Source organism: Paenibacillus sp. 4624 (assembly GCF_050435065.1).
GTDB classification, from domain to species: Bacteria; Bacillota; Bacilli; order Paenibacillales; family Paenibacillaceae; genus Paenibacillus; species Paenibacillus amylolyticus_D.
Genome location: NZ_JBNDJR010000001.1, coordinates 488844 through 501437, shown reverse-complemented (window position 1 = coordinate 501437; position 12594 = coordinate 488844). Strand labels below are relative to the sequence as shown.

The window sequence follows — 12594 nt, the reverse complement described above, 5'->3', positions numbered from 1 at the left end:
GAATTCCCGTGGTACCACCCTAGTTAGCGGACGAACGTGCTTCGTCATCCACTCCCTTTAGACCTGTAACGGCGGTTAACCGATGCGGATTTCCGGTTCTTCCCACAAGGCATAGAACTTTGTAATCACCGCATTTCTCCAAGGCGAGTTCGCAAAATACTGTCAATCGGCTTGCACCAACCGCCGACTCTCTGTCATGTACAGCACCTGCTACTGATCCTTATCATCGAAATATGTATACAATATAGGAAGCATTATATAAAAATGCAAGCTCAAAGTCAATATGACATGTCACAATCTCTTTCTCACAAGTCAGACTGTATTGCCCATCACATGCCAACTGGCCTTACTCACATTTTTCTAAACCGTTCAATGCCTTCATGCAAATTACGAATCGTCCAGTCGATATGCTCATTGTTATCATACAGACGGTAATCGCATTCAATCCGTAGCGCAAGATCAAAATACAAATCGTACAAACCTCTGCGCTTCCGCTCATGATCCGTCTCAACCTCACGTCCATATCCTTTGAGAAAACCCGGAGTATAGTTAAAATGACTGAAATAATGCTCCATGAGCGGATCGCCCCATAGCGAGCGTTCAAAATCTATAATTGCCGTAATTTGTTTATCCTGGACCAGCACATTGCCATCCCATAGATCCCAGCTGATCAGGGAAGGTTCTGTCACCTCATCCAGTGCATCTGATTTCTCATCAATTAAACGTCTCAGCTCATTGTAATCAATGCCGATGTCAACTCCCGCCTCTTCACCATCCGCAAGCATATCATCCATGAGCATCAAGAAAGCTTCTCTCCACGTCGCACGTTGTCTGTCCTTTCCGGAAAAATAACCAAACCTCTCCCCCTTAATCTCGTTGATTCGCTGGTTATACCAGCCTAACTGCTGTTCAACCGCTTCCTGATCTTCGGCAGTAAACTGTGCTTTCACCTGGTTGTATGGAATCCCAGACATAAACTCCATAATGAAATACTGGGCGGGGGCCATGATTAATGAAGCATCGTATGCCAGTACCAGAGGCACAGGGACATCCTTCAACTCAGCAACATGCTTGAGTGCTTCCACTTCGGCCGTCATTAAATCCTGTTCACAACGCATTAGATTGGTCGTAGCCGCAGGTGCAATTTTAAGAACAACTTTCCGTCCATCATCAAGCAAAATTTTATAAGCATGGTTGGCCCAGCCATCAATCATTTCCTCGTAATCTTGAATCGATACAGCAAGGTGATGCTTAATGATCTGATCCAGCTGTTCTTTGGACAATCTCGTTTTATATGTACTTTCCATCTCTACAAATCCCCCTGTGATTGGAATGTGGTTCGCTCGTTTAGAAAACGTTTTCCTTTTTCAATTCATTATGTCTCTCTTTGCTCCAAGCGGCAATACTTTTTATCATATCTGTTCAAAAAAAACTGCCTCTAGCAACATACTTACGTGTTGCACAAGGACAGTTTCTTATCCGAATTAATTTAAATTAGTTAAGCATCGCTATTTATATCTCATTAAGCATTCATTTTACAGCTACGTAGAACAAACGCTGCGCGTGATCTTCAGCTTCTTTCCACTCAAAGTCTGCATATACCTTCACATCACGGAAGCCCGCTTTGCTTAATTCAAGCTTCATCCATTCTGGATCATAAGCCCGTTGCATATGAATCTCCTCAAATCGCTGATACGTATCCCTGTTGCCATCATCCAATCTAGAAAAAATGCTCAGATGATGCTCAATCTCACACCGCTCCTGATCGAAATCACACGTCCAGATATATGAGACCGAGCGTTCATCTAATACAAAAGGCTGTTCCTCGTCATACCGAATCAATGTATTGGGATGGTGTACATCAAACAGAAATGTACCTCCCGGCTTCAGCATTTCATACGTCCGCTCGAATGTTCGAATGACATCTTCTGATTCCAGCAAATAGTTCACACAATCGCAGAACGAAATGACCGAGTCTACAGGTTCAGGCACTCTCCAATCACGCATATCCTGCTGTATCCAGCGTACACTGCCTTCCCGGTACAAACGGTGCCCCTGCGGTGTCGCTTCCATTTTGCTACGTGCAACAGATAACATATCTGCGGAGAGGTCAATACCCGTCACTTCAAAGCCAGAGTTCACCAGCGGAATCGTAATTGATCCCGTTCCACAGCCAAGCTCGGCCACACTTTTGGGCATGCCATGCTGTTCCCAGGCAGTTCTTGCAAACCTTATCCAGTCCGGATAAGGCATATCTTCCATTAATTCATCGTAAACGTAGGCAAATTTCCGGTAAGACATGTCGGCACCGCACTTTCAATATCATTTTCCTCGTCGGATTGGATCGAAACTCAAACAAAAAGCAGGGCTTCCGGTGTTTACCCAGCCTGGCCCTGCCTTACTTAAACCGCTGCATAAAGTATCGGCTCAATGAAACATGCAATATTTCAACCAAAATGAATGCTCTAACTTGAAACATCCATGCTGTACTCGGCTGCGCCTCGCCTGTGTCTACTCTTCCTGCTGTGGTTTTGGCACAGATTCGGACAGGTATGTCCAGTTTTCCTTCTGTACCACCAATCCATCTTTCATCAGCTTACCGAGAGCACGTTTGAACGCAGATTTACTGATGCCAAAACGTTGCTTGATAATATCCGGAGGTGTCGCATCGGAATACGGCATGCCGCCCATAGGGCGCTCTTTCATAAATGCGAGCAACTTGTCTGCGTCTTCGTTACGTCCGACTTCTTTACGCTGCGTCATCGCCAGGTTTACACGGCCGTCTTCACGCACCAGCGTAACCCGGCACTTCACCTTTTCACCCAAACGCAACATATGGCTGCGCTCCGAGGAATGGATCATGCCAATCGCTCCAAAACCAAGCACACCGCCATCTACGAGGACAAACGTACCCATCTGAAGTGGCTTGTACACCAAAGCTTCAACCCACTCATTCACCCATGTTGTCGGAGCGTGGAAGGCAAGCGGAGCAAGTTCACGTTCTCCGGCCAATTGGGCACGCAGACGTCCTTGCTTGTCATGCTCCATGATTACGAATACTTCATCCCCAACTTGGGGACGCAGTTCTTCAAGTTCAGGCAACTCACGGATTGGAAGCAACAACTGGCGACCAAGACCCATTTCCAGGAAGCAGCCGAGGCGCGGATGCACATCAGCTACGACCAGTTTAGCCATTTCACCAAGTGTGAGGTAAGGTTTTTTCATTGTAACAGCAAGGCGGTCTTCTGTATCAAAGAATACAAAAACCTCCAGCGTTTCACCGATCTTGATATCCCGAGTCAGCTCGGTATAGTGAAGCAATACATCTTCCGATCCTGTCGTCAAAAAGTAGCCAAACGGTGACACTTCACGTGAAACCGGCAGTGAGACGACTGTTCCTGCGATCAAACTCATACCGTTTCCACCACTTTGGCGTCAGACCAGAGACGCTCGATATTGTAATACTCACGCTCATCGCGGTGGAATACGTGAACCACGACGTCACCAAGATCCATCAGCACCCAGCGTGCAGAGTCCATACCTTCTATACCTTTAATGGTTACACCAGCTGTATGCGCCTGTTTGCGAATCTCTGTAGCAATCGCCTGTACCTGTGTATCCGAGTTACCGTGGCAGATCACAAAATAATCAGCGACCAGTGAAATATTGTTCAGGTCAAGCGCCACGATGTTTGATGCCTTTTTATCGTCAGCGGCGGCAACCACCATATTCATAAGTTCTTTCGATGATACTGTCATGAACCAACCTCCATAATCTATAATTGTGCAATCAAGTCATTACGTGAGAGCACCGTAAGCGGGTAGATGACACGGCGCTGGGAGAGCAATAGGCTGATCGTCGAATCAAACCCTGCTATCAGACCTTCCTCCAGACTGCGCTGTGCCTGCTCGCGAATGTACTCTACTCCCGGGAAATCACGTCCCGGCTCAATATAATCGGCAAGGCATACCACTTTGTCCAGCAGACTCATCCCTACCCTACCAGAAGTATGCCACCGAATGGCGTTAATAATTTCGGAATCGGACACACCATAATCCCGTTCAGCTACAAAGGCACCCACTTCCGAATGCCAAAGCTGTTTATCATGATGTAAAAGTTCTATATTTAATCCGTTATCACGAATAACTGCTTCCATCTCAGCTACCGGCCAATATTTGGCCACGTCATGTAAAATCGCCGCTATATCCGCTTTTGCCGGATCAGCACCATACTTTTCAGCTAAGACAACGGCTGATTCCATAACACCCTGCGTATGTTTCCAGCGCTTGGCCGGCATCTGTGCAGAGACAGCCTCGATTAACCCCTCACGGCTTAGTGCCATATAAACCGCTCCTTACAATGTATTGATGAACTGCATCGGGGATCATAAACCGCACCGAATGTCCACTCGCAAGTCGTCTGCGAATAGCTGTGGATGAAATATCAACAAGCGGCATCTCGGCCAGCAGAACCCGTCCCTGCAATGCATCCGGTAAATCGTCCAGATGTAGCTGGAAGCCCGGACGTCCAACACCGATGAAGGTCATTTTGGACGCCAGCTCTTCAATCTCTTCCCATTTGGGAAGGTAGTTCACCATATCCGCCCCAATGATAAAATAAAATTCATGCTCAGGGAAGCGGCGCCATAATTCACGCATAGTGTCAATTGTATAGGATACGCCGCCAAGTTCCATTTCGATGCCTAGTACTTCATACTGAGGAGCTTGCTTCACAGCCGCCTCGGTCATTTCCAGACGTTGTTTCCCCGTCGCACCTGCACTGGGTTTGTGAGGCGGGACATGGGACGGCATAAACCAGATTTCATCCAGTGCATGCGAATCCCTTGCCGCTTCCGCTGCCAGCAGATGCCCCATGTGGATCGGATCAAACGTACCGCCCATGATGCCGATCTTCACCCGCGCCACGCTCCTTATCTTGGAAGTTCGATTTGTTTATTGTCGCGTGATTCTTTGTACAAGATAATGGTGCTACCAATCACTTGCACAAGTTCACTGCCTGTTTCGCGAGCTATTTCTGCAGCAATTTCATTTTTATCATCAAGGTTATTGTTTAGCACTTGAACTTTCATCAGTTCGCGCTTCTCAATTGCCTCTTCGATGTGACGGAACAAATGCTCATTCGTGCCCCCTTTACCAATTTGAAACACAGGGGTCAGATGATGTGCTTGTGACCGCAAAAAGCGCTTTTGTTTACCAGTTAACATGAATACTTCATACTCCTTATGTTGAGCAGGCTCTGCACATAGCACGAGGCTGATTCAGGGCCTGGCCGTTCAATTATTATTTTTCAAAACTATCCAGTACTGCACGTCGCATCGTGTCGACAGGGGCAGGGATGCCAAGCCAGTGTTCAAATGCGACCGCTCCTTGATAAACAAACATCCCTAGTCCGCCATGCACGGTGCATCCGCGCAAACGGGACTCACGAAGCAGACGTGTCTCTAGCGGGTTGTATATCAGATCGCTGACAGCTGTCCCTTCCCGGATCCATGCAGGATCAACTGGCACATCATCCACATGTGGGTGCATGCCCGCTGCTGTCGTATTGATAACGATATCTGCCGTTGCGAGTACAGTTTGAGCATCCTGCATCCCGTTGCCGGAGATGTCTCCCAGACCATGACCTCGCAAATCCGCAGCAAGAGCTAGTGCTCTGTCAGCCGTGCGGTTCAGAATGCTGATCTGTTCAGGCTTTTCGAGTGCAAGCGCATAGATCACACCTCTTGCCGCGCCGCCTGCACCAAGAACAGCAATCCGTTTCCCTGCAAGCTGAGGAACAGCCTCTTCTTTCAACGAGCGCACATATCCAATTCCGTCGGTATTGTACCCTGTCAGCTTGCCATTTTCGTTCACGATCGTATTTACTGCTCCAATTAAGCGAGCACTGTCATCAATCACATCGAGGTATTGCATCACCTGCTCCTTATGTGGAATCGTGACATTAACACCACGATAGCCCAAAGCAACAATGCCACGAATAGCAGCTTCAAGCTGATCAGGGTGCACATGCAGCGGCATGTACATTCCGTGCACACCGGTTGCTTGCAAAGCAGCATTATGCATGGCCGGGGATTTGGAATGAGCAATCGGGTCCCCCATTACACCCAGCAGTACAGGAAGTGAAGATTTGAACTTATTTTCTGCTGACATCGATACGCCTCCGATCTGATCCGTTGTTCGAATGTAAAGATTGTACCCAAATTAGATCAGGGAAGGACGAATCTGTACCCGAATGCCTTTTGGAACATGGACAGCCACCAGGGCACCGTTATCTCCGTTAACCTTGATCCAGCCCAGACCAGAGATGAATACATCCGACTGACTTCCACGCTTGATTCGGAATTCATGTCTCGTCCATTCCGGCATCTCGGCCGCGTACTCACGTGTTGGCGGAGCCAGCAACTCACCCAAGTGATCACGGTATAAATCATCTGCCCGCTCCAGTTTCGTCCGGTGGATGTTCAAAGCAGTGCTGATGAAACAAGTAAACGATTGGCGATCCCCTTCAATAAAATCAAACCGAGCCATTCCCCCAAAGAACAGAGTCTGACCGGAATTCAATTGATATACAGCAGGTTTAAGCGGTTTCTCCGGCATGATCGCTGCAAGATCCTGGCGCGATACAATTTCGCTGAAGCGCCATGGATACACAATTCCCGGCGTGTCAATAATATATTTTCCGTCGTCCAGGGGAATGTTCACCATATCCAGTGTCGTTCCCGGATAACGAGAGGTCGTCAATTCTTGTTCCAGATCGCTGTAGTCTCGAATCAAACGGTTAATCAGTGTCGATTTACCGACATTGGTTCCACCGACAACGTACACATCCCGATCTCCACGGTACGTGCCTACGAGCTCAAGCAGACGGTCAAACCCTTGGTTTTGCTTCGCACTGCAGAGCACAACATCTACTGTCCGCAGGCCCTGTTCTTTGGCTTGCTTTTGCACCCAGTTCCGAACTTTGTTCCAGTTAGTAACTTTAGGAAGCAAGTCCGTTTTGTTCACAGCAAGCAGTACCGGATTGTTGCCAACAAAGCGTTGCAATCCGGAGATAATACTGCCATCAAAATCAAACAAATCAACGATATGAATGACAAGCGCATCCTTATCCCCGATTTTGCTGAGCAGAGCCAGAAACTCGTCCTGATCCACCGTAACAGATGATGACTCATTATAATTTTTGATACGGAAACAGCGCTGGCAGATGACCGGCTCACGGTCAAGTGCTTTTTCTGGAAGATATCCGGGCAAATCTGGATTTTCCGTTTGTAAATTCACGCCGCATCCACTGCATCTTACGGCAATATTGCCGTTATGCGGTTCTGTCATTTCTTCTTTTCCTCCTCAAGCCATAAGCCTTTCTTACGCAAATTCGATAGAGCAATCCGTTCCACTCTCCGATTAAAGCGGGTCATAAAGCCCTCATCCCCGATGGAAATCGGCAGCACCAGAACGGTATAGAGTCCAAGCCTGTTCCCTCCATAAACATCGGTAAGCATCTGATCCCCTACAACAATCGTTTTTTCGGGAGTAAGCTCCATCATTTTCATTGCTTTACGAAACGGTACATTCGATGGTTTGCGTGCACTATGCACAAACTGGATATCCAGCGGAGTCGCAAACAGGGAAACCCGATTCAGATTGTTATTGGACACAATCATCAGCTTGAATCCCACCTCTTTTACACGCGCGAACCATTCGATCAATTCTGGTGTAGCATCAGGTGCTTTGGCTCCAACAAGCGTATTATCCAGGTCAGTTATGATTCCACGATACCCTTGAGCGTACAGTTCTTCCAAATCAATATCAAAAACCGTGTCTACACGCAGCTTGGGCATTAACATTTTAAACAAAGAAGTCACCTCAGTTTCATACGACACACTATATCACAAATCTGTCTTTCCTGAAAATGAAAACACCCTTTATCACGTTAAAAAAAGGAAAAACGGGACGGGCATTACCTATGCCCGTTCCGCTTTCAGTTCTTTCCGCAACTTCAAAGCTGCCTGATAGACAACTTTCCAATCATCGGCGGTTACGGTTGCCGGACTGTAGCGGGTCTGTTCAAATTTCATAAGCAACTCTTCCAATGTGCCTTGAGCAGATGGGATTAGCTGACTCCAGCGGGTTACGGACTCACGAAGCGTTTCGTCCCCACTGCGCGTCAGACCTCGTCTTCTTGCATAACGAATCCAGCGTTCTGTCTCAGCCAGCACCTTCTGTTCAGGTGTCAGCGGTCTGCCTGTCCGCAGTCGAAGCAGCAAAAATCGCAGTGAAAGGCGGTTGCGCCAGAACATATAGGCTACCCACAGAACGATAACAGCAACTGCAATCCAGATCACAAAAGTTGGAATCGCAGCTGTAGTCTGCTCAGGAGCAGGTGCTTGCTCTTCTTTTTGAACCGGTTCTTCCTCTGGTTGATCTTCTGGCTGATCCGCCGGCTGAACTTCTGGTGCTTCGGTCAGTAACGGCATATCAAATCCCGGTGTTGCTTCAACCGGAATCCATCCGTACTCGCCAAAATACACTTCTGCCCACGAATGTGCATCTGCATTCGTGACGGTGTAAGTCGTTTCAATGGGTGCACCTGGCTGCCGTGGAGCCTGCATGTCCGAGTTCAGCGACATCTGTCCGGGTGCATAACCCTTTACCCATCGGGCTGGGATGCCTTCCGCCCTTGCCATCATCACAAGCGCGGTGGAAAAGTAATCACAATACCCTTCACGAATATCAAACAAGAACCCTTCAACAAAATCATTGCTCACTTTCCGGGACAGATCCGGATTGTTGGTGTAGTTGAAGTTTTGCTGTAAATAGTCTTGCAGTAATGCTACTTTTTCATACGGTGTTTTTGCGGACGCTGTAACCTCGGCCGCGAGATCCTTTACCCTTTCAGGGAATCGGGAAGGCAATTGCAAATACTTGTCGTCTGCCGGATTGCTTGTATACAGAGTATCTGCTGATTTGGTACGAAGCTCATCTTCTACGATAATCGGCACTTCGGATACAACCGTATAGTTTTTGGGATACTGCGGCTGCTGACGCGATGTGACCACGTGCAACTCCGCCCGCTCTGTATTCCAAAGCATACGATCCGCTCTTTCTTCACCATTCACAGAGCTCACTTGTGATATGGAGTATGCACCAAATAAAATGGGATATACCGTGTCATTCAACATCGTTACTTTCTGTGTGACTTTTTTCGTATTTACTTTACCAGCCTCTTCATTTTCCAGCGTTTGACTGGCTGACACATTCTCCATTGAACCACGTCCAGGCTCATCCCAGCCCGTGCCTGTATATTCAGAACGCGTTTCACCCCGCCAGTAACTTCGATCACTGGTCGTAATGGACATGACTGGCGTGTAATCAAAGTTAAACCCACCGCCAAGCTGACTATCCTCACGGCTGTATCCTGACTCCGTTGCTGTAGGGATATCCAGTACTCCGTTCCCGGATTGACTTGAAGATGTTCCCGTGTAATTTCGCCAAGCGGTGTAAGGATCGGTCAAGGTTGGCGGAATTTCCGGCATGTTCACACTGGCAACAATAATTAATGAGAAAATGATAGCAATATTCGCCAGTATTTTATAAGGATACCGAATCATTCGTTTCCAGCCCTGCGGATACTGAAGCTGATAATTACGGAAGTGCTGACATACGAGCCAACCCATACCTGCAAACATCACCCAGGCAATCTCAACCCAGAGTGGAATTTGAGTAAAGGAATCCAGAATGCCTAGAGATATGATATTAATTCCCAGGAACACAAGGATGCGGCGGGTTGAGTTTACAAGGCGAAGCGCAGCTTCTAACATCACCCATGCACACAAGGTAAACCAGATGTACGGAGGCATGTGCAAGATAAATTGCTCCATACGCTCTGTTAACGTCCCGTAAGGGATGTAAACCATGTAATCAATCAACGTTTTGTGCAAAATATATAAGAGAACAACGGCCTTGGTTATCATTCGATACAGCATTTTAAAGGGAAGAATGACCTCCAAAATACTAACAGCTGCCAGAGTCCACAGCACCAGCGAAGTCGTCTCGGTATACCATGACTCCTGGGTGAACGATATCCATTGCAACGCAATGAGAAATATCCAGAGCAAGGATGCCGCATGATACCAGGATCTTTTCAATCCCAAACTTTCATTTCTTATGGCATTCATACCGAACCTCCCCCCATAACCGTTGGAAGTTCCTGCAGGTGAGCAACACTGAATGATCTTGTGCCCCTGCCACGCAGCATGGCATTCCATTCCTTACTTTGGCGAGATTCCGTTGAATCAATCAGAATGTGACATGGGGTCATGCCACGTGTATCTGCCCAGCGAAGCAACTCGAGAATCTTTTCATCTTTTTGTGGAGAGATGACAACAAAATAGGCTCCCTGCGGAAACTGACGGGCTAATTTCTCAACTCCAGGTAACAAGGTAGCATCCTTTCCGTTATCCTGGATATCCACGAGATGATGCATCATCTTCTGCCGTTCAATCAGACTTTCACTTGGAGGCATGAAGGATGACTTATCAGCCAAGGTTAACAATCCCATCCCCATGCGTTCCCTGCTGCCATAGTCTAGCAGAGAAGCTGTAGTAGAAACGGCCAGTTCGAATGCTTCACCGTGCTGATAACTTCCGGCGAGCGCATCCAGAACCAGAATGGTTTTAGGCACAGACTCATGTTCAAATTCTTTAGATTTCCAGTTGCCTGTTTTTGCTGTAGCATTCCAGTGAATGCGAGAAAGACGGTCCCCATAAACGTAGTCACGCACGCCGTTGATCTGGGTTGTTTCCCTGCGTGAACGTGTCAAGGCCGTCTGTGGCCCTGACAAGCGTGACTTGCGATCATACAGCTGCCAATAAGGAATAAATACCGTACGAGGTAAAACACGAAATTCACCACTGGCCTTGAATGTTCCGCGATGTTCGATCAATCCAAAAATATCCTCGCTAGCACATTCCGTATCCGAAAAAACATATTTTCCCCGCTCAAGCGGTGGAGTTTGAAAGGACAGTTCACCCGTTCCCCGCATACTCGGGATCAGGCTTTCCTTAAATGACCACGATTCCCCATTATGTCGATGTAACATCTCACGCACGACCACATAAGGAAGCGGAAGAAATCCCGGAATGGTCAAGTTCAGCTTCACCCGCACCTGATCACCGGCATGAAGCAGTTCTTCATGATCCTGTCCGGAAGAGAGCCTCCGTACGCCCTGAGCCCGTTTCACACCGCTGAATCCAGCAATCGCAAGATACAGGCAAAGCAGCGTTACCATGGACAAAAGCATAAGTGAGGTCTTTCCTCCTTGAAATAAAACGTACGCCAGACAGCACATCCACACCACGGCGATGCCCCATACGCGAGGGTGGCGCAGGCCTCGATTGACTGTAGTCAAAAGCGGTCTCATCAACTATTGCCCCATCGATACAGGCACACGAACCTGCTGTAATACAGCGTTCAGAACGGCCTCTGAGCTCATGCTGTCCAATCTGGATTCGGGACGAAGCACAATACGATGAGAAATAACATACGGAGCCATCGTTTTCACATCATCCGGCAGCACGTAGTCTCTCTCTTGCAGGAAGGCAAAAGCTTTCACGGCCATCATGAAGGCAATTGCAGCCCTTGGGCTAGCACCCAATAAAACAGACGGGTGAGTGCGCGTGTGGCGAACAACATCCAGCAGATAATCCATCACAGGGTCTCCAATGAACACTTCTTTAATCTCTTGCTGGATAGCCGAGATCTGATCCATGTGAGTCACAGATTCAAGCCGATCTACCGGTTGGCCCGATTGATGCTGCTTCAGCAACATTTTTTCAATATCCTTGTCGGGATAACCAAGGCTGATTTTCAACATAAAACGGTCAAGCTGCGCTTCGGGTAACGTATAGGTCCCCTCAAAGTCAATCGGATTCTGTGTAGCACAGAGCATAAACGGATGCGGGAGATCATACGTGTCACCGTCCACGGTTACACTGCGCTCTTCCATAACTTCCAGCAATGCGGATTGCGTTTTGGTCGTTGCACGGTTAATCTCGTCTGCGAGCAAAATATTGGTCATGACCGGACCCGGTCGGAAATAAAAACGCTCATCCTTCGGATGGAAAACAGAAACTCCTGTAATATCACTTGGCAGGATATCAGGATTACATTGAATACGCCGGTATTCCCCGCGCATGGATTTTGATAGTGCTTTGATCAGCTGTGTTTTGCCCGTTCCCGGTACGTCTTCAATCAGAACGTGTCCACCTGCTAGCAAAGCTGTGAGTAAAAGTTGAATTTCAAAGGACTTCCCCATAATGCAGGATTCCAGATTGGAACGAACTGCAGAGATGATTTGGATCGACTCTTTGCGCACAGGCATGTGGTCTAACCTCCTAAAAAAGCATACAGATTTCCTTTTATTGTACATGATCCAACGTCACGAGTACACTCGAAGGAACTCACAATTTGTTTCCAGTCGTCAGATTCACCGCATTTAACGCATAGATACGACAAAAAAAAGGCCGCGGATCACATAGATCCGAAGCCCTTGCTTATCACAGCATATATTTAAAAA

General features: G+C 47.7%; 13 protein-coding genes and 1 other annotated feature (1 of these 14 cut by a window edge). All 13 genes read right to left on the bottom strand.

Annotated features, from left to right (window positions below; genetic code table 11):
* Nucleotides 1-236: a binding site (T-box leader), on the bottom strand; it reaches 17 nt to the left of the window's first position.
* Between the two features lie 114 nt (nt 237-350).
* The 13 genes from ABIE27_RS02275 to ABIE27_RS02215 all read right to left on the bottom strand — a co-directional run bounded on the left by ABIE27_RS02275 (nt 351) and on the right by ABIE27_RS02215 (nt 12399).
* Nucleotides 351-1307: a phosphotransferase family protein gene (locus ABIE27_RS02275; protein WP_161556836.1), complete on the bottom strand. Its 957-nt coding sequence runs from the start codon at nt 1305-1307 to the stop codon at nt 351-353.
* A gap of 223 nt (nt 1308-1530) precedes the next feature.
* Nucleotides 1531-2301 (bottom strand): class I SAM-dependent DNA methyltransferase, encoded by a 771-nt coding sequence (locus tag ABIE27_RS02270; RefSeq protein WP_429349849.1) that lies wholly within the window; start codon nt 2299-2301, stop codon nt 1531-1533.
* Nucleotides 2302-2511: 210 nt separating this feature from the next.
* Entirely contained in the window at nt 2512-3414 is a 903-nt protein-coding gene (locus tag ABIE27_RS02265) for a CvfB family protein (protein ID WP_429349848.1), read from the bottom strand.
* A complete protein-coding gene (gene rsfS, locus ABIE27_RS02260) occupies nt 3411-3758 on the bottom strand; it encodes a ribosome silencing factor (protein WP_123062611.1) in 348 nt (115 codons plus the stop codon). Before rsfS ends, ABIE27_RS02265 begins: the two co-directional genes overlap by 4 nt.
* 17 nt (nt 3759-3775) lie before the next feature.
* Nucleotides 3776-4342, bottom strand: coding sequence for a bis(5'-nucleosyl)-tetraphosphatase (symmetrical) YqeK (yqeK, locus tag ABIE27_RS02255; RefSeq protein ID WP_123062612.1), 567 nt, complete (start codon nt 4340-4342; stop codon nt 3776-3778).
* Nucleotides 4326-4916, bottom strand: a complete 591-nt coding sequence (locus tag ABIE27_RS02250) for a nicotinate-nucleotide adenylyltransferase (protein WP_429349847.1) — start codon at nt 4914-4916, stop codon at nt 4326-4328. Before ABIE27_RS02250 ends, yqeK begins: the two co-directional genes overlap by 17 nt.
* Nucleotides 4917-4930: 14 nt before the next feature.
* Complete coding sequence (gene yhbY / locus ABIE27_RS02245) at nt 4931-5224, bottom strand: ribosome assembly RNA-binding protein YhbY (protein WP_123062614.1); 294 nt, start codon at nt 5222-5224, stop codon at nt 4931-4933.
* Between the two features lie 76 nt (nt 5225-5300).
* The gene (gene aroE, locus ABIE27_RS02240; RefSeq protein WP_429349846.1) at nt 5301-6170 is read right to left on the bottom strand and encodes a shikimate dehydrogenase; all 870 of its coding nucleotides are present in this window, start codon (nt 6168-6170) and stop codon (nt 5301-5303) included.
* 51 nt (nt 6171-6221) lie between these two features.
* Entirely contained in the window at nt 6222-7349 is a 1128-nt protein-coding gene (gene yqeH, locus ABIE27_RS02235) for a ribosome biogenesis GTPase YqeH (protein ID WP_123062616.1), read from the bottom strand.
* A complete protein-coding gene (locus tag ABIE27_RS02230; RefSeq protein WP_123062617.1) occupies nt 7346-7873 on the bottom strand; it encodes a YqeG family HAD IIIA-type phosphatase in 528 nt (175 codons plus the stop codon). The genes yqeH and ABIE27_RS02230 overlap by 4 nt, the downstream gene beginning before the upstream one ends.
* Nucleotides 7874-7981: 108 nt before the next feature.
* Nucleotides 7982-10195 (bottom strand): transglutaminase TgpA family protein, encoded by a 2214-nt coding sequence (locus ABIE27_RS02225; protein ID WP_429349845.1) that lies wholly within the window; start codon nt 10193-10195, stop codon nt 7982-7984.
* Entirely contained in the window at nt 10192-11439 is a 1248-nt protein-coding gene (locus ABIE27_RS02220) for a DUF58 domain-containing protein (RefSeq protein ID WP_429349844.1), read from the bottom strand. The genes ABIE27_RS02225 and ABIE27_RS02220 overlap by 4 nt, the downstream gene beginning before the upstream one ends.
* Before the next feature lie 3 nt (nt 11440-11442).
* A complete protein-coding gene (locus ABIE27_RS02215) occupies nt 11443-12399 on the bottom strand; it encodes an AAA family ATPase (protein WP_429349843.1) in 957 nt (318 codons plus the stop codon).
* Nucleotides 12400-12594: the final 195 nt, after the last annotated feature.